This window comes from uncultured Thermanaerothrix sp. (assembly GCF_938028735.1).
Taxonomy (GTDB): Bacteria; Chloroflexota; Anaerolineae; order Anaerolineales; family Anaerolineaceae; genus Thermanaerothrix.
In genome coordinates, this window is the sequence record NZ_CALIMF010000006.1 from 97,867 (window position 1) to 122,466 (window position 24,600).

The 24,600-nt window shown below is 51.9% G+C and carries 24 protein-coding genes; 18 read left to right on the top strand and 6 right to left on the bottom strand.

Features of this window, described 5'->3' with window-relative positions; all coding sequences use genetic code 11:
* Window positions 1-2: 2 nt before the first annotated feature.
* Window positions 3-1,799, bottom strand: coding sequence for a serine/threonine-protein kinase (locus tag Q0721_RS04815; RefSeq protein WP_299026166.1), 1,797 nt, complete (start codon window positions 1,797-1,799; stop codon window positions 3-5).
* Window positions 1,800-2,052: 253 nt separating this feature from the next.
* On the opposite strand from Q0721_RS04815, the gene purB reads away from it, so the two are divergent.
* The 3 genes from purB (at window position 2,053) to Q0721_RS04830 (ending at window position 5,017) form a co-directional block, all read left to right on the top strand.
* Complete coding sequence (gene purB / locus Q0721_RS04820; RefSeq protein WP_299026169.1) at window positions 2,053-3,477, top strand: adenylosuccinate lyase; 1,425 nt, start codon at window positions 2,053-2,055, stop codon at window positions 3,475-3,477.
* A gap of 111 nt (window positions 3,478-3,588) precedes the next feature.
* Window positions 3,589-4,830, top strand: coding sequence for a DUF362 domain-containing protein (locus Q0721_RS04825; protein ID WP_299026172.1), 1,242 nt, complete (start codon window positions 3,589-3,591; stop codon window positions 4,828-4,830).
* A complete protein-coding gene (locus tag Q0721_RS04830; RefSeq protein ID WP_299026175.1) occupies window positions 4,823-5,017 on the top strand; it encodes a hypothetical protein in 195 nt (64 codons plus the stop codon). Before Q0721_RS04825 ends, Q0721_RS04830 begins: the two co-directional genes overlap by 8 nt.
* A 34-nt stretch (window positions 5,018-5,051) precedes the next feature.
* Here Q0721_RS04830 and Q0721_RS04835 read toward each other — a convergent pair whose 3' ends face one another.
* Window positions 5,052-5,402 (bottom strand): DUF971 domain-containing protein, encoded by a 351-nt coding sequence (locus Q0721_RS04835; protein ID WP_299026180.1) that lies wholly within the window; start codon window positions 5,400-5,402, stop codon window positions 5,052-5,054.
* A gap of 21 nt (window positions 5,403-5,423) precedes the next feature.
* Entirely contained in the window at window positions 5,424-5,909 is a 486-nt protein-coding gene (locus Q0721_RS04840) for an SH3 domain-containing protein (RefSeq protein WP_299026183.1), read from the bottom strand.
* A 306-nt stretch (window positions 5,910-6,215) separates the two neighbouring features.
* Between Q0721_RS04840 and Q0721_RS04845 the strand changes: the two genes are divergently transcribed.
* A complete protein-coding gene (locus Q0721_RS04845; protein WP_299026186.1) occupies window positions 6,216-7,286 on the top strand; it encodes a protein kinase in 1,071 nt (356 codons plus the stop codon).
* Between the two features lie 4 nt (window positions 7,287-7,290).
* Window positions 7,291-7,959, top strand: a complete 669-nt coding sequence (gene rpe, locus Q0721_RS04850) for a ribulose-phosphate 3-epimerase (protein WP_299026189.1) — start codon at window positions 7,291-7,293, stop codon at window positions 7,957-7,959.
* Between the two features lie 53 nt (window positions 7,960-8,012).
* On the opposite strand, the gene rpmB is transcribed toward rpe, so the two are convergent.
* Window positions 8,013-8,195, bottom strand: a complete 183-nt coding sequence (rpmB, locus tag Q0721_RS04855; RefSeq protein ID WP_366519173.1) for a 50S ribosomal protein L28 — start codon at window positions 8,193-8,195, stop codon at window positions 8,013-8,015.
* 119 nt (window positions 8,196-8,314) lie between these two features.
* Here rpmB and Q0721_RS04860 point away from each other — a divergent pair, with 119 nt between their 5' ends.
* The 6 genes from Q0721_RS04860 to Q0721_RS04885 all read left to right on the top strand — a co-directional run bounded on the left by Q0721_RS04860 (window position 8,315) and on the right by Q0721_RS04885 (window position 14,852).
* Window positions 8,315-8,671 carry an Asp23/Gls24 family envelope stress response protein gene (locus Q0721_RS04860; RefSeq protein ID WP_299026192.1) on the top strand — a complete coding sequence of 119 codons (357 nt, stop codon included), beginning with the start codon at window positions 8,315-8,317 and terminating at the stop codon, window positions 8,669-8,671.
* Between the two features lie 36 nt (window positions 8,672-8,707).
* A complete protein-coding gene (locus tag Q0721_RS04865; protein WP_299026195.1) occupies window positions 8,708-10,399 on the top strand; it encodes a DAK2 domain-containing protein in 1,692 nt (563 codons plus the stop codon).
* Window positions 10,400-10,409: 10 nt separating this feature from the next.
* The gene (locus Q0721_RS04870) at window positions 10,410-11,279 is read left to right on the top strand and encodes a DegV family protein (protein ID WP_299026198.1); all 870 of its coding nucleotides are present in this window, start codon (window positions 10,410-10,412) and stop codon (window positions 11,277-11,279) included.
* A 14-nt stretch (window positions 11,280-11,293) separates the two neighbouring features.
* On the top strand, window positions 11,294-13,762 hold the full coding sequence (gene recG, locus Q0721_RS04875) for an ATP-dependent DNA helicase RecG (protein ID WP_299026201.1): 2,469 nt from the start codon (window positions 11,294-11,296) through the stop codon (window positions 13,760-13,762).
* A 12-nt stretch (window positions 13,763-13,774) separates the two neighbouring features.
* Window positions 13,775-14,305: a pantetheine-phosphate adenylyltransferase gene (gene coaD / locus Q0721_RS04880; RefSeq protein ID WP_299026204.1), complete on the top strand. Its 531-nt coding sequence runs from the start codon at window positions 13,775-13,777 to the stop codon at window positions 14,303-14,305.
* A 67-nt stretch (window positions 14,306-14,372) separates the two neighbouring features.
* Window positions 14,373-14,852: an ATP synthase F0 subunit B gene (locus tag Q0721_RS04885; RefSeq protein WP_299026209.1), complete on the top strand. Its 480-nt coding sequence runs from the start codon at window positions 14,373-14,375 to the stop codon at window positions 14,850-14,852.
* Window positions 14,853-14,857: 5 nt separating this feature from the next.
* On the opposite strand, the gene lon is transcribed toward Q0721_RS04885, so the two are convergent.
* Window positions 14,858-17,392, bottom strand: coding sequence for an endopeptidase La (lon, locus tag Q0721_RS04890; RefSeq protein WP_299026212.1), 2,535 nt, complete (start codon window positions 17,390-17,392; stop codon window positions 14,858-14,860).
* A 47-nt stretch (window positions 17,393-17,439) separates the two neighbouring features.
* A complete protein-coding gene (locus tag Q0721_RS04895; RefSeq protein ID WP_299026215.1) occupies window positions 17,440-18,807 on the bottom strand; it encodes a folylpolyglutamate synthase/dihydrofolate synthase family protein in 1,368 nt (455 codons plus the stop codon).
* 175 nt (window positions 18,808-18,982) lie between these two features.
* Here Q0721_RS04895 and Q0721_RS04900 point away from each other — a divergent pair, with 175 nt between their 5' ends.
* The 7 genes from Q0721_RS04900 (at window position 18,983) to Q0721_RS04925 (ending at window position 24,518) form a co-directional block, all read left to right on the top strand.
* Complete coding sequence (locus tag Q0721_RS04900) at window positions 18,983-19,264, top strand: DUF503 domain-containing protein (RefSeq protein ID WP_299026218.1); 282 nt, start codon at window positions 18,983-18,985, stop codon at window positions 19,262-19,264.
* 27 nt (window positions 19,265-19,291) lie between these two features.
* Window positions 19,292-20,083, top strand: a complete 792-nt coding sequence (locus Q0721_RS04905) for an SDR family oxidoreductase (RefSeq protein WP_299026221.1) — start codon at window positions 19,292-19,294, stop codon at window positions 20,081-20,083.
* Window positions 20,084-20,131: 48 nt separating this feature from the next.
* Window positions 20,132-22,036 carry a TIGR03960 family B12-binding radical SAM protein gene (locus Q0721_RS04910; protein ID WP_299026224.1) on the top strand — a complete coding sequence of 635 codons (1,905 nt, stop codon included), beginning with the start codon at window positions 20,132-20,134 and terminating at the stop codon, window positions 22,034-22,036.
* A gap of 28 nt (window positions 22,037-22,064) precedes the next feature.
* Window positions 22,065-22,715 (top strand): TIGR03936 family radical SAM-associated protein, encoded by a 651-nt coding sequence (locus tag Q0721_RS04915; RefSeq protein ID WP_299026227.1) that lies wholly within the window; start codon window positions 22,065-22,067, stop codon window positions 22,713-22,715.
* Between the two features lie 189 nt (window positions 22,716-22,904).
* Window positions 22,905-23,372, top strand: coding sequence for a TrmH family RNA methyltransferase (locus Q0721_RS04920; protein WP_299026230.1), 468 nt, complete (start codon window positions 22,905-22,907; stop codon window positions 23,370-23,372).
* Window positions 23,373-23,444: 72 nt separating this feature from the next.
* Window positions 23,445-23,669, top strand: coding sequence for a zinc ribbon domain-containing protein (locus tag Q0721_RS12365; protein ID WP_366519174.1), 225 nt, complete (start codon window positions 23,445-23,447; stop codon window positions 23,667-23,669).
* 6 nt (window positions 23,670-23,675) lie between these two features.
* Window positions 23,676-24,518, top strand: coding sequence for an SDR family oxidoreductase (locus tag Q0721_RS04925; RefSeq protein WP_299026232.1), 843 nt, complete (start codon window positions 23,676-23,678; stop codon window positions 24,516-24,518).
* Window positions 24,519-24,600: the final 82 nt, after the last annotated feature.

Sequence of the window (24,600 nt, forward strand, 5' to 3'; positions counted from 1 at the left end):
GATCAGGCAAGCAAAGCATAAACCATATGATCGGCTGAGCCAAAATAGATGATATTGTTGAAAGCAGCGGGGGTGCCAGTAATCGGGCCATCCGTTGCAAACTTCCAGCGCAACTTACCTGTCTTATAATCCAGACAGTACAAATTGCCATCTGCTGAACCGCAGTACAAGCTGTCCTTATACACTATCGGCGAGCCACTCACCTGGTGATCCGTTTGGAAGCGCCAGATCTCTTTGGAGGTATTGGCATCCAAACAGTAAATAAATCCATCCGCCGACCCAGCAAAGACAAAATTATCCACTCGGTAGGGAGAAGAAACCGACCCCTTGCCCATTCGGAAACGCCAGATCATCCACCCAGATTTAGAGTCCAGAGCGTAGAATGAGGCGTCCAGGGAGGTAAAATACACCATCCCTTGGGTCACCGTGGGTGAGGAAGTAATAGATCGTTTGGCTCGAAAACGCCACTTAATCTGCCCCCGATAGTCTACACAGTAGAACTCCCCTCCTTCGGTGCCGAAATAAATATACTCATTGGTCAAAAAGGGGGTTGAACGAATGGCTTCGCCCGTATCCAGTCGCCAGGCTCGACGTGAAGAAGAGAGGTTAACCGCATACAAGTAGCCATCATCGCTACCAAAGAAGACATGTCCCTCACTCACCCGCGGGGAACTGTGAATGGCGCCTTCCGTTTTGTGATTCCACAGCATTTTTCCGGTTTTTGCCGAAATACAATATAAGAAAGAGTCTTTGGAACCAATAAGCACCATGTCTTGAGAGACGATAGGCCGCCCGACAATCGGACCCTCGGTAGGAAACTTCCAGCGGAATTCCCCATTTGTGGCGTCCAGCGCATACAAATTGTTATCATAAGAGCCAATGTAGATAACCCCATTATCGTAAAAAGGGGACCCTCGCACTTCGTCTTCGCACTTAAAAGCCCATAACGGCTTAATCTTTTCTTCCTTCATCGTAGCGGGCAGGGTAATGCGAGAAAGGATGCCGGTCTTACGTGCTACGGCCAACAGAGCCTCCTTCATGGCCGCTGCCGAGGGAAAGCGATCTTCAGGGTTATATTGAAGGGCTGTGTTGACAACGGTCTCCAGTTCCAGTGAAACCCCAGGATTGATTTTACGAATCGGGCGCTCCGAGAACGAGAAGGGTGGTTCAAGGCGTGGATCGCGCTTGGTCAACAAATGGTGCAATGTGGCCCCCAGGGCATAAATATCTGCCAACGGCGTTGCCTCACCTCGATATTGCTCCGGAGGACTGTATCCTTCCGTGCCTATCATAGTGCCTTTCTGGCCTTCGCGAAAGATCTTGGCAATACCAAAATCGATGAGCATAACATGCCCATTGTGATTGATCATCACATTGGAGGGCTTCATATCCCGAAAGATGATCGGTTCAGGTTTGTGGTTGTGCAGATAATCTAAAACATCGCAAATCTCAATCGCCCACTTGACCACCTGATCTTCGGGCAGGAAACCCTCTGTTTCGTTCAAGATGGCTTCCAGATCCTTGCCGTTAATATATTCCAGGACAAGATAAGAGCGTTCATCATACGAGAAGTAATCAAAGATTTTGGGGATAGCAACATGATTGAGCGTGACCAGTAAATTGGCTTCTCGCTCAAAATTCTGCAGAATGGTCTGGCGTACCATGGGATCACGCGCCTGGTTGATCATCTCTTTGACCGCTACAATCTTGACCACATTTGGGAAATGCAAGTCACGCGCGCGATAAACAGAGCCCATCCCCCCAACCCCAATAACTTCCTGGATCAGATAGCGATCCACCAGGACATGACCCGGGGGTAACTGCCGATTAGCCCCACCGCCGCTAAAACTTTGGGTAATACGTTGAGTTTCCAGGACTACCTCCTCCCAAACAAGGACGCTGGAAAATAATTTCCTATATTATATGCCAAGCCAACTTCCATAGAAACGCTTTATGCAAACTAACTTTCCCCTGGTTGGTAACACCACACCTTTAGTAAATTATAATTTCAAAAAGGTTTCTTGCGATTCCACAACTCAAGGTCATTTCTCAATGGATCACTCCTCCTATCAATCCCCCTTCTCGTGGCGCTACGGTAGCCCAGAAATGCGGGCTCTATGGAGCGAACACACCAAGCGCCGTTTGTGGCGCAAAGTGTGGGTGACTTTGGCCGAAGCACAAGCCGAGTTTGGATTGGTGACCCCGTCCCAAGTTCAGGATTTGCGCAATCACCAGGATAGCATTGATCTTCCACGGGCCCTTGAAATAGAGGCTGAAATCCAGCACGACCTTATGGCCGAACTTAGAACATTTGCGGAGCAATGCCCTGTAGGGGGAAAAATTATTCACCTTGGCGCCACTTCCATGGACATCGAGGATAATGCCGAGGCCTTACGACTACGTCAAGGGCTTGACCTACTCATAAGGCGCCTTTCTGATCTCTTGCTAGCCCTGACAGAAAAAATTGAACAGTATGCCCATCTTCCAGTTATAGGCTATACGCACCTCCAGCCTGCTGAACCGCTTACTTTGGGCTACCGTTTCGCTCTCTATGCCCAAGACCTATTTGAAGATTACCAAGTTCTGGCCGACCTGCATCGCAAAATTCGGGGCAAAGGATTCAAAGGGGCCGTAGGGAGTGCTGCCTCTTACGCCGAGCTACTCGGCCTCGAGAATCTCGATCGTTTTGAGGCACTCCTCAGCCAAAAACTCGACTTACCTTTCTACCCCATCGCCAACCAGACGTATCCCCGGAAACAGGATTTTTTGATTTTAAGCGCCCTAGCAGGTTTAGGGGCTTCAATATACAAACTTGCCTTTGATCTTCGTTTGCTTCAAAATCCTATGATTGGTGAATGGCGCGAACCCTTTGGGAGAACCCAGGTGGGCTCCTCAGCCATGCCTTTCAAACGCAATCCGATTCGCGCAGAACGAATCAACTCCCTGGCTCGTCTTCTGATCACCTACGCCTCCATCGCCTGGCAAAATGCCGCCCATTCCCTACTCGAGCGCACCCTGGACGATTCTGCCAACCGTCGTATTATCCTCCCCGAAGCTTTCCTGACCACCGATGAACTCTTGCTGACCGCCCTTACTATTGTAAAGGGACTTGAAGTGGACAAGGTGGCCATTGAACGCAATCTACACAATTACCTTCCTTTTGCAGTTATGGAGCGCGTGCTCATGGCGTTGGTCAAGAGGGGAGCCGACCGCCAGGCAATGCACGAACAATTACGTCAACACGCGCTTAAAGCCTGGCAAGCACTTCAGCAGGGACAAGCCAATCCCCTGGCTCAATCCCTTAGCCAGGACGAGGCCATCCTGCGCTACTTAAGAGCCGAGGAAATCACCGATCTTTTTCAGAACGCTGAACACTACGTGGGAGTCTCGGCCTGCCGCGCTATACAAATGGCCGATGTTATCCGCCAACGGCTAAAAGGACAAGGCCCTCGAGATTTATATCCACAAGCCAGATGATGGAAACAGGAATAAAGTGGTGAAAGTAACTGGACTCACTCTCTGACCATGGATAAAGTACTATATATTCACCAATAACCACAATAAATGGCTTCCTGAGGAGATCGTCATATGAGTCAGTTTCCTGGCAAAGGCCGCGTGGCTGTGCTAAAAACAAGCCCCACAACAGTTTTGGAAGACATTGAACGCCTGATGCGGATGGCAGGCGTAGAACAAGCTCTTCCTCACGGAGTCCCCACGGGATTAAAAATCAACATCTCCTGGCAAACGTGGTATCCAGCCTGCTCAACAACCCCTTGGCAACTGGAAGGGGTGATCCTGGCGTTACGCAAGATGGGATACCACGATCTGGTAGGCATTCACAATGATACCGTTGTGGTAGATACCCGCGCAGGCGAGCACAACAATAAGCACCGCTACGTGACTGACAAATACCAGGTGCCTTGCTTTTATCTCTATCAAGATCAATTTGAATGGACTCCCTACCAACCACGTACACGTCCATTTTTAGTCCTTGATAAAGTCTATCCCGAGGGCGTATATATTCCCAAGGACCTAATTGGGAAGAACATAGTACATCTTCCAACCGTTAAGACCCATGTTTTTACTACCATTACTGGCGCAATGAAGAACGCATTTGGGGGGCTCCTCCACCGTAACCGCCATTGGACGCACAGTGTCATTCACGAAACGCTGGTAGATCTCCTGATCATTCAGCAAGAAATCCACCCAGGAATTTTTGCCGTCATGGATGGTACCTTTGCCGGCGATGGCCCTGGTCCACGTGCAATGCGCTGGCATGAAAAAGACATTTTGCTTGCCTCTGCTGATCAAGTGGCCATTGATGCCGTTTCGGCTCGATTACAAGGGTTCGATCCGTTACGTATTCCCTTCATCCGTATTGCCCATGAACTCGATTTAGGGATAGGTGACCCACGCCAAATCGAGATTATTGGCTACGATATCAACCGGGAGCCTCCCTGGAATTTTGTCCAGGAAGACACGTTTGCTTCACGCGGCCAAAAGATGATTTACCACGGGCCGCTTAAGCCATTTGAAAAAATCCTTTTACAAAGTCCGCTAGTGCCCTGGAGCTATTTTGCCAGCAACTTCTATCACAACGTTTACTGGTATCCTTTTGTTGGGCGCAGACGCGTACAGGCCGCCCTACAAACCAAGTGGGGACGTCTCTTCAAGGAATATGGCGATGGCAACGTAGTTATGCCCGGAATGGAACCCAAAACGGTGATACAGGCTGCTATAGTCTTTGGAGCCGTTGGCTTACTGATAGGCTCACTTGGATATAAACGACTATTTGGCAATAATCGCCAAGCTAATCGCCGGAATGGATAACGTACACCAAAAAATAGATTTCTTCAAAAGCCTGCCCACTTCACTAGAAGAAGATCTCCATGCCCTAGAAGCCGACCGTCGGTCCCTGCTCCTTGAGGAGTATAGCGACTTGATTCAGGAGGGGATTCGTAAAAATTTCGCCCAGGGGATCCGGGTGCATCTTTGCCCCAACCTTTATCAAATTTAGTTATATTGCATCTAAGCGGTTTGAGCTAAAGGCCTCACCCGACAACACTTGCCCGGCATTGGGGGCACGGACAAAGCGCCCGCAAGTACTCCCAATGATAATTACCGAAGTGGTGCCCATCTTCCCACTCAATTGTGATGGCGTAGTTACCAACCGCCTCAATCGCTTTGAGGCGCGTGGCCGGAGATTCAGGAAGCTCTAGGTCAAAAACCTCAGGATCGGGCATGTGGCTCATGTGCTCATGCCCACCTCGACAAACAGCACAAGGACAAGCGGCTCGCAATAGACCAAAGGAATAAATGCTCACATGCCCATCATTCCAAACAATGGTAAGTGTGCGTTCACTCTTATTGGCAGTGATGGAAATCGGATAATATGGTGTCATGAATCTACCTCCAACCTAAGATCAAGGCTGTGGAGTCAACTCCACAATCTTCAAGAAATCTGCGGCTGCCCACCCATTTCGATTTTTGTCGTAGGGCGCCTGAAGAAACCACCAAACGTAATTATCCGCCGGGATCGGGCCATCCAGTACCTGGAAAACCTCTTCTTCCATCGCCAAAAACATAACCGGCGAACTTGTGCCCGGTTTAGCCCGCAAGCGCAGTCCCTCACCCCCGGTGCCAAAAACTTGTACATACCCCCCCACCCGAATACCCGTAGGATTGAGAAGGGGATCAGTAGTAGGGGTGGAAGTTGACGCTTGCAGCACGCCTGGCAATCCGGTAAAGGTCGGTGCTGGGATCAGAGTGTAAACCGCGGTAACCTCTTCAGCAGCAGAAACGCCCGGACGCAGAAAGATAAAAGCGGCAACTAGAGTAATAAAGCCTAACGCTCCCAGACCAATCCCAATGGCGATCAAGATTCCCAACGGTGTTTTACCTGCCTGCATAACGAATCTCCTACGCACCCATCGGCAACAGGAAAAATTCCGACCCGGATTAATACCACGCCTTCAAACCAGTTCCGACTCTCCCTCCATAAACACCCCGGCTGTGATCAAGATAGTATCTGCAAGCGCGATGAGTCTGTCAAAGATAAGTAAGTGTAAACGGGTACTAGTGGTTTTCATCCACGACTTCGTTTGGCCAAACCAGAGAATCCCAAAATCCTCTATAATTTACCACGTTATGACCCAATGCGTAGGTCAAAATTCCGTCTATCACAGGTATGATATAATCGGCGCTGAATGAATGAAATGAGTGCCGACACTGATAGGTTGCCTACATTGGGGGGGCGCTACCGCCTTCTACGGGTTATTGGCAGCGGTGGAATGGCGTTAGTGTACTTGGCGCACGATTTGACGCTTGACCGCCGTGTGGCTATTAAGGTGCTGCGCGAACCCTTCTCGCGTGAGCCCGGTTTCCGCGAGCGCTTCCAACACGAAGCCCGCGCTGCAGCCAATCTTTCCCATCCCAATATCGTCACGGTGTACGATTTCGGATATGACGAAGATACAGCCTCCCTCTACTTAGTTATGGAATATATACCAGGCACTGACCTAAAGAGCATTCTCAAAGAACGTGGGACTCTCCCTGTTGAGGAAGCCGTTAGATTGCTGATCCAGGCTGCGCGAGGAATCGGTTACGCTCATCGCATGGGTCTCATCCATTGCGATGTCAAACCCCACAACATGCTGGTAACCCCCGATCAAACCCTGAAAGTTACGGATTTTGGGATTGCCCGCGCCATGGCCTCCATCCAACCAGACGAAAACTCTGATGTGGTGTGGGGCTCACCTCTCTATTTCTCCCCAGAACAGGCTGCGGGACGCCCTCCCTCACCTGCTTCCGATGTCTATTCCCTGGGGGTTGTTCTTTACGAGATGCTGACCGGGCAGCCGCCTTTTTACGCTAGTGATCCGGTCGAATTAGCCCACTTGCACCGCGAAGAGCCTCCACGTCCTCCACGCACGCTCAACCCTAGCATTCCAGTTTCGCTTGAGTCCATTGTGCTGAAACTTTTGGAAAAAGAGCCGGCCAGGCGCTACCGAACGGCGCAACAATTGGCGCTGGTTTTGGAGGATTGGCTACAGAAGGCCCAGACCCTCAACAATGAGGTCACACAAACCCCTTCCTACCCCCAACCATGGACGATCCCCTCATCCCCCCCGCCGCCCATTGAGCCCCTACCCGTTACCCCAGACTCCGAAGATGCTCTGGAAGTGGATTGGATCACCATTCTGCTCGGGCTTCTAGCCGTTCTTGCCGTAGGCGGGTTAATCCCCTTCTGGCTATGGATTTGGCTGACCTTCAACCCACCGCGCTAACGCCATGAACGAGATCATTCTCTCCGCCTCAATTCTCTCTGCTGATTTTGCGCGTTTAGCCGATGAAATTAACCAGGCAGAAGCTGCCGGTGTGGATTGGCTCCACGTTGATGTCATGGATGGGCATTTTGTTCCCAATATCACCATGGGTCCCTTGATCGTTGAGACCTGTCGCCGGATCTCCTCTTTGCCTTTGGATGTGCATTTGATGATCGAAAAACCCGAGCGCTATATAGACGCCTTCATTCATGCCGGCGCGAACTATGTAAGCGTCCATGTAGAGGGCAACCCAAACATTCATCGCACTCTGCAAACTATTCGCTCCCTTGGCGCTAAGGCTGGGATTGTCCTCAATCCCGGTACTCCTGCCTGTGCAATTAGCGCGCTTATCCCGGCAGTGGATTTTATCCTGGTGATGACGGTTAATCCTGGCTACTCAGGCCAAACCTTCTTACCCGAAACTCTGGGCAAAATCTCAGAAATAAAAACATTGCTTGAGCAACACCGCAGTCAAGCCCTGATACAGGTAGATGGGGGCATTAATTCCCAAACCCTTCCCTTGGCTTATGCAGCAGGGGCGCGTGTCTTTGTAGCGGCTACCGCCATTTTTAAGCATCCCCGCGGTATCCAAGAGGGAGTAAAATCACTCCGTGAGGCGATTATAATAAAATAAAAATGCGGCTCGCGCCGCAATTTTTATTCGAGAGAGAAGAAAATTTGGACGATTTACTGAGTTTTCGCAAGGGTTTTGATGCATTTAGCGCACAGAGTTTTGCGCACCTTGCGGCCATTAATAAAAAGGGTCACCCGCTGAAGATTGGGCTTAAACGCCCGATTCGTTGCGCGCATGGAAAAAGAGCGCCGGTGTCCAAAGGTGGTCGTCTTACCGCAGTGCTCACACTTCGCCATGGTTCACAGTCCTTTCCGCGTCCAGATGGTATCAGCAAAAGCGAATTCTATCACATTCCGCATCTATTTTCAACCTCCCCTGTTAAATTGATAAAGACAAAAAGGAAGGGTGGGCAAAGATGAAACAGTCGGCTAATCCATATGGGAACATCTATCTTTCACCCAAGGCAATTGCAACTATAGCCTACCACGCTGCACTGGAATCCTACGGGGTTGTCGGTCTGGCGCCCAAGAACATTGCCGAAGGAATTGTCCAGGCACTGGTCAAAGAACCTATGCATGGGGTAGATGTCCGCTTCTCAGATGATTCGGTGGTGATAGACCTCTACATCATCGTGGAATATGGCACCCGCATCCAAACGGTTGCCTCCAGTGTAGCCGATAATGTGCGTTACCAGATTGAAAAAAGCACAGGTTTACCCGTTAAGGAAGTAAATGTGCACATCCGCGGCTTGCGCGTTAGCAATACCGACTGAATCCCAATCTCAGGCTAGAGGTAAGGTTGTAAACACATGGGTAACCAAATTCAGTTTTCAACTGTTCCAGATGGACGTCAATTATTGAATTCCCCTGTTCTAGATGGTCAAGGGCTGAAAGCCCTGCTCGAAGCAGGATTAACCTGGTTGCGCAATAATCAACAATCGGTAAATGCCTTAAATGTTTTCCCCGTCCCTGATGGGGACACTGGGACGAACATGGTCTTGACCCTTCAAGCAGCCTACAACGAAATTGCGGGGATGGGAGATCGCAATATTGGAAAGATTGCCCACGCTATTGCCCAAGGCGCTCTCCTCGGCGCCCGCGGCAATTCCGGGGTCATTCTCTCGCAACTGTGGCGCGGATTCGCGCGCGCACTGGATAACTTGGAGGTTATGGACGCCCCCCTTCTGGTCAAAGCCCTAGCCGAAGCACGCAATACGGCTTATAAAGGGGTAGTTCGCCCGGTCGAGGGGACTATCCTGACGGTGGCTAAAGACATTGCACAAGCCGCCGAGGGCTTCACTGGAAAGGAACTAAAAGTGGAAATGCTCGAGGCTCTGGTTGAGGCTGCCGACCGCTCAGTGCAAAAGACCCCTGAACTGCTACCGATCCTCAAACAGGCAGGGGTTGTCGATGCGGGAGGAAAAGGCCTGTACTTAATTCTGGAGGGGATGCTCCGATTTGTCAGAGGCCAATCTCTAGAGACGCCCCTCACCACGGTGGTTCAACCCCTCGCCTCAATGAGAATGGAAGAGACCATGGAAGAAATCGAACCTGGACAAGATTACGAAGTGGTGGTTGATTTTCGACCTAGTGCACCCATTGATCTGGAAAAGTTTTATTCTGACCTCGCGGAAATGGGAACTTCTATCCAAGTGGGCGAGGGCGATGGGATGTACCGGATGCACATCCATGTTCCTACCGAGAATCGCTATCGTCCCATTGATTACGTCATGGGACTCGGCACGATCACCAAAGTCTCAATTGAAAACCTAATCGCCCAAATCGAGGAGCGCAGGCAGGAACAGGCTGGCGCTACCCGCCTCAACCTGGCTAAGATCGAACCCGGACAGATTGCGGTAGTAGCCGTATCTCCCGGACTGGGACTGAGCCGCATTTTTGCTAGCCTGGGAGTTGCAGCCATTGTAGAAGGGGGGCAAACCATGAATCCTAGCACCGAAGAGATTCTCAAGGCTTTCGAGAATTTACCCACCGACAAAATCATCATCCTTCCTAATAACAAAAACATTATCCTGGCTGCCCGGAACGCTGCCAGTATGACCGTCAAAAAGGTAGCTGTGGTCCCGTCTAAGTCAGTGCCTCAAGGACTGAGCGCTTTGCTGCGCTATGACCCCGATGGCGATTTTGAGACCGTAGTGAGGGAGATGGAGGAAGCCATTCATGATGTGATTACCGGCGAAATCACAACAGCCACCCGGTCGGTTGAAATCAACGGTGTTAAAGTCTCCCAAGGAGAAGTCATTGCCCTGTTAAATGGCGATCTCGTAGGGGCTTCTCCCAGCATTTTGGAAGCCTGCCAAACCCTCTTGGAAAAAGCCGATGCTCGTGAGCGAGAGCGTATTACCATTTTCTATGGTCAAAATATCGCCAAAGCCGAGGTCAATAAAATAGCGGATAAGATCCGCGAGCTTTATCCACGCCACGAAATCGAAATCCACGAGGGGGGACAACCCCATTATCAACTGATCCTGTCCATCGAGTAAGCCCGGCTCTATGACATCCATTGGGATCCTCACCGACACCACAGCTCATTTTCCCTATCCTAAGTTCTCAGGGCAAGAACACATCACCCTGATTGACTTTACCCTTGCCTTCCGGGGTAATCACCTCGGAGAGTCTCGCAACAACAAAACCCTTGATCTGCCCCCTTCCCTGATTGGCTGGGAAGCCAACAAGGCCCCTAGGTTAATCCCTCCATCGGTAGAAGATTTTTACCAGCGCTACATCCTCCTCCACCAGCGTTTCTCTAGGTTACTAGTCATCACCCATTCAGCCCGGCTGAGTCCTACCTATGAAAACGCCCTTCAAGCGGCCGAGATCTTGCACGGCACATCGCAAATCGCTGTGATCAACGCCCAGACTATCTCTGCAGGATTGGGCTTACTGGTTCAGGCAACCGCCCAGCACATCGTCCGTGGATTGTTGTTCGATCAAATCGAAGCCATTGTACGGCGTAATGTTCCCAAAATATATACGCTGATTTGCACACCCAGCCTCTCCTATCTATCCCATAATGGGTTACTTACCCATCCCCAGGCCATTGTGGGAGAAATGCTCAATCTTTTGCAAGTGTTCTCACTAGAAGAGGACCATCTGGTCCCCGTGGAAAAAGTGCGCAACTATCGACATGCGGCAGAATTTTTTATTGAGTTCCTGAGCGAATTCGAAGAGTTATCCCACGTGGCCCTGATTCAGACGGCCAGTCCCCCCCTTAGTGAAACGTACCTGCTGCGTCAGTATATCAGTGAGTCATTTCCCAGCACAACATTCACCGAACACAAAGCCAATCCACCAATGAGTGTCCTGTTTGGTCCTCGTTTTGTCTGCCTGATTGCCATTGAAGCCTTCGATCCCCGAGTTTAGGGTAAAATAAAATCATGCTACCCGCATTGCAGAAACTCCAAAAGGTCATCAAATTGGAAGCCGAACGCGGCTATGACAACCGGGCAGTTCTGGGTGGCTTGGATAAGATAATCCCTCTGTGGCAACAAGAAGCGCATGAAAACGGCGTTCCAGAGTCCCTTATCCAGGAAGTCACTCGCTGCTTAGAAAGTTACGCGGCTCTATCTCCTGAAATGCGTGCCGACTCTCTGAGGCATCTCCTCGAAAAAATTAATGCGCTTGAGTCTACGGAAATCACAGAAAAATCAGTCCATCCAGCCCAAACGATCGGTTACGCCCCGTCTCCAACCACTAATGGAGGACGCAAACGAGGTTCTCGACGGTCTGCACCTAACCCTTATACAGTTCTCACCGATACTTTGCCGGCCCACGGCCTTAAGGCCCCCCTCACCGTCCTTCCCGGGATCGGTCCGCGTTATGCTCAGATTCTACGCCAACTTGGGTTAGAGACTCTCGAAGACCTGCTCTATTACTTTCCTCGCCGATATGACGATTATAGCCGTCTCAAACCCATCAACCGCTTGCGCTATAGGGAAGAAGTAACCGTCATTGGAACAGTGCAAAGCGTCAACAACCGCGATACTCGCGGTGGACGCCTCAACCTGACCGAGGTCATCATCAGTGATGGTACCGCAGCCCTGCGGGTCAACTGGTTTAACCAGCCATGGCTGGCCAAAACCATCACACCTGGTATGCAGATCGTACTTGCGGGAAAAGTGGATATGTACCTCGGGCGGCTGGTCATGAACAGCCCCGAGTGGGAGCCTCTAGAGCAGGAACACTTGCACACCAATCGGATTGTGCCGGTGTACCCCCTAACGGCCAAAGTCTCTCAGAAAATGCTACGCCGCATCATGTACCGGACGGTTTCCTTCTGGGCACCTCGCATCCAGGACTATCTCCCCGAATGGGTACGCCAGGCAGGCGAACTGGTTCCTCTATCTCGTGCGCTGCTCAATGTACACTTTCCTGAAAGTCACGAGGATCTAAAAGCCGCCCAGGAGCGCTTAGCTTTTGATGAATTGTTCCTGTTGCAATTAGGCGTTCTCCAACAAAAGCGCGCCTGGCAAGCCAACACCGCGGATATTTTCGAAGTTCCAGATGCCTGGATAGAAGAAATTATTGCAAACCTTCCGTTCGAACTCACCAACGCACAGCGCCGCGTCTTAGAGGAAATTCGTCAGGACCTCCGCGCGGGTCGCCCAATGAATCGCCTCCTTCAAGGGGATGTGGGCTCTGGGAAAACTATTGTAGCCGCGCTTGCAATAGCCATCGTGACCCATGCAGGCGCACAGGCTGCTTTTATGGCTCCCACCAGCATCCTGGCTGAACAGCACTATCGTAACCTTATGAAATTACTTGCGGATTCAGAGCGAGGCACCCGCTTGCTTCCCCCTGAGTCCATTCGCTTGTTGGTAGGGGATACGCCCGATGCCGAAAAAGAAGAAATCCGAGCCGGTTTAGCAGATGGCTCTATCCAACTTGTGGTTGGAACCCATGCGCTAATTGAGGATCCGGTCACATTTGCTAATCTCCAGCTGGTCATCATTGACGAACAACACCGCTTTGGGGTAGAACAACGCGCCGCGCTACGTCTTAAGGGCCGTAACCCACACCTGCTGGTAATGACCGCCACCCCCATTCCACGCTCACTGGCTCTTACCATCTATGGGGATCTAGACCTATCCGTCATGGATGAAATGCCACGTGGGCGCCAGCCAGTAGAAACCTACCTCTTATCCCCTCTCGAACGCGAACGGGCGTATTCTCTGATTCGTTCACAGATTGAAAAAGGCCACCAAGCCTTTATTATCTACCCCCTGATCGAAAAGGGGCCAAATGATGAAACCCGCTCAGCTGTTGAGGAATACGAGCGATTGCAACGGGAAGTTTTCCCCGACCTCAAACTGGGGCTTTTGCACGGGCGCCTACCACCCACCGAAAAAGACCGTATCATGCGGGCCTTTCGCAACGGCGAGTTCCACATCTTGGTTTCAACCTCGGTGGTTGAGGTGGGCGTAGATGTGCCCAACGCTACAGTCATGCTAATTGAGGGCGCTAACCGATTTGGGCTAGCCCAACTCCATCAGTTCCGCGGGCGGGTTGGACGAGGCAATGCGCAGTCCTACTGCCTGCTTATCCCCGAAACTAACGACGACATTGAAAATGAACGCCTGTTAGCCATGGTTGAGACCAATGACGGTTTTGTATTGGCCGAGCGCGACTTACAACAACGCGGGCCGGGTGAATTTCTAGGCACGCGTCAGGCGGGTTACTCCGAATTGCGCATGGCCAGTCTTGCCAATGTTCATCTTATTGAAAAGGCTCGGCGCCTCGCCCAAAACCTATTTGAGAATGATCCGGATTTATCCCATCCAGAACATCAGCCATTGCGGCTAAACCTTGAGCACTTCTGGCAGGGAGGCCGGGGAGATATCAGTTGAAAGGAGAAAATCATGGTACGTGCTGTGTTCCCCGGCACCTTTGATCCCATTCACTTCGGGCACATTGATATTGCCCGCCGTGCAGCCCGCCTTTTTGATGAGGTGATTGTAGCCGTATATGACCGCCCCCTGAAAAATGCGCTGTTTAGTCCAGAAGAGCGTATTAACCTGGTGCGTCAAGCCTTTGCAGACGAACGCAAAATCCGCGTGACCGGCTATAGCGGCTTAACGGTCAAGTTCTGTCGACAGGTGAATGCCCAAGTCATTGTGCGTGGACTGCGCGTATTCTCAGATTTCGAGCATGAGTTTCGCATGGCGTTAGCTAACCACCGGTTGGATCGCGAGATTGAGGTTGTCGCACTTATCACCAGTGAAGAGCACTCCTTTCTCTCATCCTCAACCGTTCGTGAAATCGCTTCACTAGGCGGGGATGTCTCCACTATGGTGCCATTGCACGTAGCAGAAGCCCTGCGCAGCAAGTTCAGTGCCCATGCACCTCAGATGGGTAATTACCCGGTGAGCCTTGATTCGCTGCGCGATTGATCGCGGGGGATGGAACAAACTGGTCTGAAAATTGCATCAGGGTAGGGCAAAGGGTAAGGAGGAGGACATGGACATCTTGCATCTAGTAGATCGCCTTGAAGAACTTTTCAACCAAAGCCGACAAGTCTGGTTCACCCACAGTGTTCTGGTAGATGAGGATCGTCTGATTGATATTATCGATCAGATGCGCGCTACCATCCCAGAGGAAATCCGTAAGGCGCAGCAGTTGCTGGCGCAGCGCGACCGCATCCTTGCCCAGGCCCAGGAAGAAGCCAATCGAATCGTCCAACTGGCACGGGAAAAGGCAGAGCAAATGGTCGAGCGCGATGCCATCACCCAGGCTGCGCAGGCACGCGCCGAACAGATCATTCATCAGGCTCGCCTGGAAGCTGATATGACCCGGCGTGAAGCGGACGAATACGTGCTAGAAACACTCACTCGCCTTGAAAACGAACTCGAACGATTACTTAATCAGGTGCGTAACGGCATTCGCACCCTGCAGAGCGACCGTTATCCCACACCCCCCACCGCACCGCCGACCCAGTAACAACTTCAGGCTTCTCCGCCCTCTGCCCCAGAGCGCTCCTCGTCCCGTTCGCGCCGTTTCTCACGCGCCAGTGCCTGGGAGACCAGCCTGACTACTGACCTACGCCGCGCATGGCTCTTCTCAGGAGGACGCAAGGCAATCTCAATCACCTGATCCATATGCGAAACCGGGATAATTTCTAAGTCCGAGCGCACCTTTTTAGGAATATCCACCAGATCCTTTAAGTTGCGTTCTGGCAACAGGACTTTCTTCAAGCCGGCTCGATGAGCCGCAAGGAGTTTCTCGCGGACTCCACCAACCGGTAAAATGCGCCCGCGCAAGGTGATCTCGCCCGTCATCCCAATCTCTTTAGCAACACCACGGTCGGTAAATGCAGAGATCAACGCCGTGGCAATGGTGACACCAGCGCTTGGACCATCTTTTGGCACCGCCCCTTCCGGAATATGAATGTGAACATCTAATCGTTCAAAGATCTCAGGGTCCAGGTTAAAATCTCGCGCGCGTGATTTTGCATATGAAAGCGCAGCCTGGGCTGATTCCTGCATGATTTCCCCTACCTGCCCCGTTATCTGAAGATTGCCCTTACCTTCCAGGATCAACACTTCCACCGGCATGATCTCACCGCCATTTTCCGTCCAGGCTATCGCGGTAGCCACACCAATCTCATCCTCTTTTTCCGCTTCGGTCATCAAAACCTGGGGCGGGCCCAAATAGGTTTCAACCAGATTGGGAGTGATCCGGTGAGGATAGGCTCGCTTTTGGGATTTGAGACGGGCAATTTTGCGACAAATTTGCCCTATCTCGCGCTCCAAATTGCGCACCCCCGCCTCATAGGTGTATTCGCGAATGATCTTGCGTAGGGCTTTCTCCTGAAAGATAATTTCATTCGCCTCCAAGCCACTTTCATCCAGTTGACGGGGAATGAGGAAACGCCGAGCAATTTCCACCTTCTCCTCTTCAATGTACCCTGGGAACTCGATGATCTCCATACGATCCAGAAGGGCCGGTGGAATGGTGACCAGAGTATTGGCGGTGGTGATAAACATCACCTTGGAGAGATCATATGGCACTTCCAGATAGTGATCTGAGAAGGCAAAGTTTTGCTCCGGATCCAACACCTCCAGCAAGGCGGCCGACGGATCACCCCGGAAGTCAGCACCCAACTTATCAATCTCATCCAGCATGAATAGTGGGTTGATGGTACCAGCGCGTCGCATGGTCTGGATAATACGTCCAGGTAGAGCGCCAATGTAAGTGCGACGATGCCCTCGAATCTCCGCTTCATCGCGCACTCCCCCTAAAGAGACACGAACAAACTTGCGTCCCAAGGCCTCAGCAATTGAACGCCCTAACGAGGTCTTTCCAGTCCCAGGTGCCCCCACAAAGCACAAAATAGGCTGACGCAACCGCTTGGGCTTTAGACTGCGCACCGCAATGTATTCCAAGATACGGTCCTTGGCTTTGCCCAGACCATAGTGATTTTTCTCCAGGACTTCCGCCACATGATTGACATCGAGATTATCCTCAGTTTCCTCAACCCAGGGCAACTCCAGCAACCAATCCAGGTAGGTGCGGATAATGCTCACTTCCGGGGACATGGGAGGCATCTGAGCAAGGCGCTCCACTTCTTTCAGCGCCTGTGATTTGACCTCTTCGGGCATAGCTTTCTTTTCAACCCGCTCGCGCAACTCATTAATCTCGCGGGTGAAAACATCCCCCTCCCCCAGTTCGGTCTGGATCGCTTTCATCTGCTCGCGCAGGTAAAATTCGCGCTGAGTGCGATCTACCTCGCTTTGCACCCGCGTTTGAATCTCATCCTCTAACTGTAATACATCCAGTTCCTGTGCCAAGAGCCAATTGACCCGCTTGAGCCGCTCAATGGGATCGGTTTGCACCAGCAGCGTGCGCCGTTCGGGAAACGGCAACGAGATCGCCGTAGCCACCATATCGGCCAACCAGCCCGGCTCATGAATATTCAAAGAGAAGAGATGGGCTTCTTCAGGAAGGCTGCGATCTAATTGCACACATTTCTCAAACAGATCCCGCGTGGTGCGCATTAACGCTTCAATTTGCCGATCAACCTCCACGGCCTCCTCAAGCGGGCGTGCCTTAACCCGCAAATAAGGTGCTTCTTGCACAAATTCCACGACCTCAACCCGTCGCCGCCCTTGTACCAGCGCTGAGGAGTTACCATCTGGCATGGTCAACAAACGCCCTACCGCCACCTCAACACCAATGGGGAGCAAATCCTCGAGTTCAAAGGTTTCTTTTTCGATATCTCTCAAGACCAGCGCAATCATGGTCTCATAGTTATATTGCGCCTCCTGCACAGCCAGTAAATTCGGGCCCGGGGCAATGAAAATCGGTGAGACCATGCGCGGGAAGATCACAATATCCCGCAGAATGAGCACATTGCACTCGATCAAACCCTTCCGATCCGGTTTGGCATCCGGAATCTGATAGAGTTCCTCAGTCCGTTGATGCAAAATCGTGCTGAACTCCTCGTCTTCGTCGTCCTGAAACCAGTTGTTTTTCTTCATCTGCTTTTCATCGGTAAAATTTTGTTAAGAAATTTTCAAGCATTTTATTATACCCGAAAGCGCTCTCGCCAGGTTTGTCGAATGGCCGCCGCAATAAAGAGGCTACCCGTAGCCAGCACTAAGGAATTCTCTCTTACCCGGTTCATCGCGTAAGCCAAGGCCTCCTCTATGGGGACCACTACACGAGCTGGGTACCCTAGGCGATGTACGAGTTCGACCAAGGCCTCGGGTTCGATCGCTCTGGGATGAAAGGATCGTGTTGCAATCACCATCTGCGCTTTGGGCAGCAGTTCGCGCAGCATTCCCTCAATATCTTTATCTTCAGAAGCCCCGAAAATGAGCCACACTTTCCTGCCAGGGAAATAGTCTTCCAAGGCCAACCTCAACTTAAGGGCCGAATCTTGGTTGTGGGCCGAATCTACCACCAGATAGGGCTCGCGTTGCAGGATCTCAAAACGTCCTGGCCACTTCACCTGCCGAAAGCCCTGGGCAATGGCTTCCAACGAAATCTCCCAGCCGCGTGTGCGTAGGACTTCCACAACCGCAAAAGCCGTTGCAGCGTTGTCCACCTGGTGAACACCCAAAAGCGGGGTCTCAAATTGGAGAGGTTGCCAGACCCCTGATCCGCCCTCAAGCCACTGATCCACTTTAGGTTGATCGGCTGCCTTCCACAACCAAAACGTCTGCCCGTCCAGAGAATGAGAAACCGCCCGATAACGAAAATCGTCTCCTACTTGGACCCAGGGCGCGCCCTGCTGCTTGGCCACTTCACGAATGACCGCTAAAGCCTCCGGACGTTGGGGCGCCACAACTACGGGGGTGCTGGGTTTAATGATGCCGGCCTTTTCGCGCGCAATTTGGCTCAAGGTTTCTCCCAGTACCTTCGTGTGATCGTATGAAATTGAGGTAATGACCGAAACTTCGGGCTGAACCAGGTTAGTGGCATCCAACCGTCCCCCCAGCCCCACTTCTACCACGGCCACATCTACCCCCGCCTGGAGAAAGGCCAAAAAGGCCACCGCGGTGGTGATCTCAAAAGTCGTCAGACGTTCAATGCGCGCCACAGCAGGGCGCACTTCGTCTACCAGTGCGGCCAGCACCTCATGAGATATGGGGTTTTGATTGATCTGTATTCGCTCGACAAAGTCTTCCAAATGGGGAGAACTATAAAATCCCACCCGATAACCAGCGGCCTGCAAAATACTGGCAATCATCGCAGCAGTAGAACCCTTACCCTTCGTCCCAGCCACATGCACCGTGGGATATTGTAAGTGTGGATTGCCTAGCAAGTCGAGAAACGCCTTCATCCGCCCCAGATCGAATTTCTCAGGCGAATAACGCAACTGACGCGTTAGGCTGTAATCCACGAAACTGTACAAATAATCTAACGCTTGCTGATAGGTTAATGGACTCATGCATTCATCTCGAATCACAATCTTAATAACGCAGGCAGATTGTAACGGAGAGGCAGTTACAAAGCAAGACTTCAGTCCCCCAACAAACACTTGTCTGCAACGTAACCAACCAAGACATTGACGTTAGCCCAGAGATGCATTAGAGTTATGACAAATCAAGGCGAGGGATTGTGCTATGATCGGGGTTCTCACCATGCATCTGCACCTGCCCACTTGCCTGTCACTAAAAGAAAAACGCAGTCGTCTCAAACCGCTGTTGCATCGTTTGCACCGCGAATTCAACATTTCGGCGGCAGAAGTAGACTTTCAGGATGCCTGGCAAGAAGCTATCATTACTTGTGCCTTGGTCAGCAATGACTCGGCCCATGCCCAGGCGGTTTTACAAAAAGTCGTCCACTTTACCGCCGCTAACTGGCCAGATATGGATATTCTCGATCATCGAATCGAATGTCTTTGAAGTTCATTCCACCACGGAGGTCGTTTCATGGAACTTGGACTACGCGACAAAGTGGCTTTAGTGACCGGAGCCAGTCGTGGTTTGGGCTTTGCCACCGCCAGGGCACTCTCGCAGGAGGGGGCGCGTGTGGCGATTAATGGCCGCAACCCTGAGAGACTACATCAAGCTGCCGTTTCCATTCAGCAGGAGACGGGGCATCCCGTCCTGGCGTTGCCGGGAGACGTTACCCACCCGGAGACGACCCAACGACTGGTCGAAGATGTTGTGACTGCTTTTGGCCAGCTAGATATCGTCATTGCCAATGCGGGTGGCCCCCCACCAGGACCATTCGCAATTTTGGATGATGAGAAGTGGTATACCGCCATTGAACTCTCATTAATGAGCCAGGTTCGGCTCATTCGCGCTGCCTTGCCTTACCTAGAGAAATCCCCCACTCCGGCTGTGTTGACCGTGACCTCTTATGCCGTCAAGCAACCCATTCCCAACCTCATCCTGTCTAATAGCATTCGCGCTGCTACTATAGGGCTAACCAAGTCTCTTGCGCTTGAACTGGGGCACAAAGGCATCCGATTCAATTCAATTCTGCCGGGTTGGACGGAAACCGAACGGGTGATCGAACTGATGCGCAATCGGGCTGAGATGAACGGCACCACCATCGAGGAAGAGATCCAAAAACAAGCACGCGAGAGCCCGCTCGGGCGAATGGGAAAACCCGAAGAATTTGCCCGGGTGGCCACATTTTTGGTCTCTCCTGCGGCTTCTTACGTGACCGGTGTTATGCTGCAAGTTGACGGCGGAATGTACAAGGGACTCTTCTAAATTTCTGCCCTCCTCCCTTTATAGACAACATATTAGAGGTATTTAGAAATGGATATTCGAGTGACGCACCCCCAGGAAATTGAGACGTGGCTGGAACGCAACCTAATGCGAGTACAGAAGCCTGGGCGCTATGTAGGCGGTGAACTCAACCAAGTTGTCAAGGACTGGTCATCCATCCCGATCAAGGTGGCGTTGGTATTCCCGGATATCTATGAGATTGGGGTGCCCAATCTGGCCTTGACGATCCTTTATGAGGCCATTAATCAACGCCCAGACGCTCTGGCCGAGCGTGCTTACCTCCCGTGGACGGACATGGAAGACCTCATGCGCGCGGCGGGAATCCCCATCTACGGGTTGGAAACCAAACATCCCTTGGGACAATTCGACATTATTGGGATCACGCTACCCTACGAGACGCTATATACCAACGTACTCAACTTACTTGACCTTGCTGGTATTCCCCTCCTGTCTGCCGAACGCCGGGCAGACCATCCGCTGATCATCGCAGGAGGACACGCCACCTTCAATCCAGAACCGATGGCTCCCTTTATAGATGCCTTTGTCATCGGAGAAGGTGAAGAAGTTATCCACGAGCTCCTGGATACTTATAAAGCATGGAAATTCCGTTCAGGTAACCGCGAAGATCTGCTCCTCTCATTGCTAGGTATCCCTGGAGTCTATATTCCCAGATTCTACGTTCCCCATTACCATGCAGATGGCACCCTTCAGTCCATTCAGCCCACAACGGAAACAGCCCCCGCGATTGTCCACAAGCGAATCGTAGGGCGTCTGCCTGCACCGCCTACGCGTCCCATTGTCCCCGCCATTGATGTCGTGCATAACCGTATTGCCATCGAGATCATGCGCGGTTGCACACGTGGCTGCCGCTTTTGCCATGCTGGCATGGTCACGCGTCCGGTACGCGAGCGCAGTGTTGAGGAGATCTTAAACTCGATTCGGCAGGCCCTTCAGAACACTGGCTATGAAGAAGTGGCCTTGCTCTCACTTTCATCCTCTGATTATAGCCAGATCACCCACCTGGTTGAGCGCGTTAGTCAGGAAGCCACCCAGCAACATTTGGTTGTCTCACTGCCCTCACTGCGCATTGAAACCGTCTCGGTAGAATTGATGGACCGCCTGAAAGGCAAACGGCAGAGTCGTAGCTTCACGTTGGCTCCTGAAGCCGCTACGGATCGGATGCGAGCAGTTATCAACAAACCCATTGAAACTCACCAACTTCTAGAAACCGCCCGTGCCATCTACCAACATGGCTGGACAAAAATCAAACTCTACTTTATGATCGGGCATCCCACCGAAACGCTTGATGACGTGAGGGCAATCGCCGAGGTCAGTCGGCAAGTGCTTGCTGAAGGACGCCGCATGGTTGGGCATCGCGCTTCCCTGCACCTAGGCGTCAGCACCTTTGTTCCCAAACCCCACACGCCTTTTCAATGGTTGCCCTGCGATACGCCAGAACTGATTCAAATCAAACAACGGGCCCTTCTAGAGGCGCTCAGGGGCTCGGGGATCAAAATCAACTGGACCGACCCGCAAGAGACTCTCTTGGAGGCTTGGCTCTCGCGAGGTGACCGCCGTATGGCCGAGGTGATTTATTACGCCTGGAAGTTGGGCGCGAAATTTGACGCCTGGCATGACTATTTTGACTATGAAAAGTGGATGATAGCATTCCAGATGGCCAATCTGGACCCCGCCTTCTACACCCATCGCCAGCGCGATCTTGAAGAGATCTTTCCATGGGATCACATTAACCCAGGAGTGCGCAAAGCCTATCTTAAACAGGAATACCTGAACAGCCTACAGGGGATACTGCGCCCCGATTGCCGTCAGCAATGCTATGCCTGCGGAATCCTGCCCACTTATAAGGAATTGCGCCGCCGCTACCCAGGGCAACATTGGAAATGCCCTGAGGTTACCGTCCATGCTCGCACTTGATTTAACCATACGAGGTCATTAAGCACCTGTGCTACAACGCTTCCGCATTGACTACGCTAAGACTCAGCCTTTGCGCTATGTAAGCAGCCTGGATCTGCAAAAAGTATGGGAACGTTACTTGCGGCGGGCAGGCTTGCCCCTAGCCTATAGTCACGGCTTCAGCCCTCAGCCACGTCTCCAACAGGCCCATCCGCTTCCTTTGGGTTATTTGGGAGCCCATGAATTAGTGGATGTATGGCTTGAATCAGCGGCAGAACTCTTGTCTGCTGAAGTTCAAAAACGCCTGCTCATCACCCCCCAACCGGGGATCGAGATAAATCATGTGGAGAGCATCCCTCTGGAGGCCCCTTCACTGGCCAAGCAAGTCGTTGCCGCCGATTATACAGTCTGGCTACTCGATCCTGCCGATCCCAGCGATCTAACTGAACGCATTGCCCGTTTACTAAATACTCCTTCCCTTACCCGCGAACGCCGAGGCAAAACTTACGACCTGCGCCCCTTGATTGAATCACTAGCCCTATTAACCGATCATCCTGGCAATCTGCTGGCGCTTCAGATGCGCTTGGCAGCACGCGAAGGTGCCAGCGGTCGCCCCGAAGAGGTGATAGCTGCCTTGGGGCTCGACCCGTTTGCCGTGCGGATCCTTCGAACTCGCTTGCTCATAGAACCTTCTTCTTGAGCTATGCTCATTTACGTCGAGTGCCTCTCGCCTGCTTGTGCTTTTCGGTTTCCTGTCGAGCGGAAGCCCGGAGGTGAAGATGCTCACTGTCCCCGCTGCGGCTCTCCCGTTCGACCTGTTATTGTAGAGACCGCTCCATTTACCACACCGCCTCCTCTACCTCACGAGAGTCCCCCTATTGCAGCAATATTGGATAATCTACGTAGCGCTTACAACGTTGGCTCTATTTTTCGCACCGCCGATGCCTGCGGGATTTATCCCCTATATTTAGGTGGGATCACCCCCCTACCCACACATCCGGGAGTGAAGAAAACCGCTCTTGGTGCCGAAGAAACCCTGCCCTGGACTTATACTCCCAATAGCGTTAGATTGGCCCAGACCCTAAAACATGAAGGTTATTTTCTATTGGGTGTAGAGACTACGAGTAACGCCCGCTCACTCTTTGACCTGGAAAAATTCTCTGCTGCCCGCCCCATGGTCATCGCGGTGGGCAACGAAATTGCCGGGGTAGATCCCGACCTTCAACGTTTATGCGATACCCTGGTGTGGATTCCCATGCGTGGTTACAAACGCTCACTCAATGTGGCGGTAGCCTTCGGAATTGTGGCCTATTTCCTGCGCTACCTGAGCCGGGATCCGTCCCCGGGACAATATTGACGAAGCATCGGGCTGCGGATAAAATCCCTACGCCCACATCATCCTAATCGGCAAGAGGAGAATTCTAAATCTATGCCCATTTACGAGTATATCTGCAGAGATTGTGGCGCACGTTTTGAGAGCATGCGCCCAATGCGTGAGGCGGATCAACCCATTTTATGCAAAGTCTGCCTGAGTTCCAACACCTATCGTACTGTCTCGGTGTTCTTTGCCACCAGTGAGGGCCGCTCTGTCACCCCTCAAGCGGGTTGTGCCTCCTGCGGAAGTAGTTCATGCGCTTCATGTGGTCAGCGCTAACTGACGATGAACACATTTAAGAATTGCTTAGCCCTGATCACTGGAGGCTCCAGCGGGATTGGTCTAGCGCTGGCCCGCCAGCTTCTCACCGAGGGAGCGCGCATTGCTCTGCTCGCGCGTAATCTGGAAAAACTTGAGCAGGCCCGTGAAGAGCTCCTCAAAGTCTATCCCGAAGCGGAGCTCACCATTTGGAGCGCTGATGTTGCTAACGCTCCTCAGGTTACGGCTTTGCTAACAACGCTCATGGAACGTCAAGGGGTCCCAGATTTGCTAATCAATTCGGCGGGCATGGCTCATCCCGGTCGCTTTGAAGAATTACCGCTCGAGATTTTCGACCAAATGATAGCCGTCAACTACCTAGGCACGGTGTACGTGACGAAGGCTGTGGTGCCGGCCATGCTGAAACGTGGCAGCGGTCATATTGTCAATATCTCTTCAGTGGCTGGTTTTCTAAACATCTATGGCTACACGGCCTACGGGGCAGCTAAATTTGCCGTGCGCGGATTTAGCGATGCCCTACGAATGGAATTGAAACCCTATGGAATTCAAGTCTCTTTGGTTTTTCCTCCCGATACGGATACTCCCCAGTTAGCCTATGAGAATCAATTCAAACCAGAGGTAACCCGCGCGCTGGCTGGCAACGCTGGTGTACTTTCTCCAGATGTTGTGGCACGGGAGATTTTACGGGGGATTCGGCGAAACGCTTACTTGATTCTGCCCGGTTTTGAGACTAAAGTCATTTACCTACTTGCGCGGCTTTTAGGGGCAGGGGTCAATCCCATTTTAGATTATCTGGTTCGCCGCGCGCTCCAACGACAGAGGGCGAATCAAAACCTGCATCGAATATAACACTAGAGCAATCCATATTAGATCGGTGATCAGTAGGTGGACAATTTGGATGCCTATAGGAGCCAATAGTGCCACGTTAACG

Coding starts and splice junctions, on each gene's coding strand:
- purB (WP_299026169.1), top strand. CDS start 2,053: ATGGATCACTCCTCCTATCAATCCCCCTTCTCGTGGCGCTACGGTAGC.
- Q0721_RS04825 (WP_299026172.1), top strand. CDS start 3,589: ATGAGTCAGTTTCCTGGCAAAGGCCGCGTGGCTGTGCTAAAAACAAGC.
- Q0721_RS04830 (WP_299026175.1), top strand. CDS start 4,823: ATGGATAACGTACACCAAAAAATAGATTTCTTCAAAAGCCTGCCCACT.
- Q0721_RS04835 (WP_299026180.1), bottom strand. CDS start 5,402: ATGACACCATATTATCCGATTTCCATCACTGCCAATAAGAGTGAACGC.
- Q0721_RS04840 (WP_299026183.1), bottom strand. CDS start 5,909: ATGCAGGCAGGTAAAACACCGTTGGGAATCTTGATCGCCATTGGGATT.
- Q0721_RS04845 (WP_299026186.1), top strand. CDS start 6,216: ATGAGTGCCGACACTGATAGGTTGCCTACATTGGGGGGGCGCTACCGC.
- rpe (WP_299026189.1), top strand. CDS start 7,291: ATGAACGAGATCATTCTCTCCGCCTCAATTCTCTCTGCTGATTTTGCG.
- rpmB (WP_366519173.1), bottom strand. CDS start 8,195: ATGGCGAAGTGTGAGCACTGCGGTAAGACGACCACCTTTGGACACCGG.
- Q0721_RS04860 (WP_299026192.1), top strand. CDS start 8,315: ATGAAACAGTCGGCTAATCCATATGGGAACATCTATCTTTCACCCAAG.
- Q0721_RS04865 (WP_299026195.1), top strand. CDS start 8,708: ATGGGTAACCAAATTCAGTTTTCAACTGTTCCAGATGGACGTCAATTA.
- Q0721_RS04870 (WP_299026198.1), top strand. CDS start 10,410: ATGACATCCATTGGGATCCTCACCGACACCACAGCTCATTTTCCCTAT.
- recG (WP_299026201.1), top strand. CDS start 11,294: ATGCTACCCGCATTGCAGAAACTCCAAAAGGTCATCAAATTGGAAGCC.
- coaD (WP_299026204.1), top strand. CDS start 13,775: ATGGTACGTGCTGTGTTCCCCGGCACCTTTGATCCCATTCACTTCGGG.
- Q0721_RS04885 (WP_299026209.1), top strand. CDS start 14,373: ATGGACATCTTGCATCTAGTAGATCGCCTTGAAGAACTTTTCAACCAA.
- lon (WP_299026212.1), bottom strand. CDS start 17,392: ATGAAGAAAAACAACTGGTTTCAGGACGACGAAGACGAGGAGTTCAGC.
- Q0721_RS04895 (WP_299026215.1), bottom strand. CDS start 18,807: ATGAGTCCATTAACCTATCAGCAAGCGTTAGATTATTTGTACAGTTTC.
- Q0721_RS04900 (WP_299026218.1), top strand. CDS start 18,983: ATGATCGGGGTTCTCACCATGCATCTGCACCTGCCCACTTGCCTGTCA.
- Q0721_RS04905 (WP_299026221.1), top strand. CDS start 19,292: ATGGAACTTGGACTACGCGACAAAGTGGCTTTAGTGACCGGAGCCAGT.
- Q0721_RS04910 (WP_299026224.1), top strand. CDS start 20,132: ATGGATATTCGAGTGACGCACCCCCAGGAAATTGAGACGTGGCTGGAA.
- Q0721_RS12365 (WP_366519174.1), top strand. CDS start 23,445: ATGCCCATTTACGAGTATATCTGCAGAGATTGTGGCGCACGTTTTGAG.
- Q0721_RS04925 (WP_299026232.1), top strand. CDS start 23,676: ATGAACACATTTAAGAATTGCTTAGCCCTGATCACTGGAGGCTCCAGC.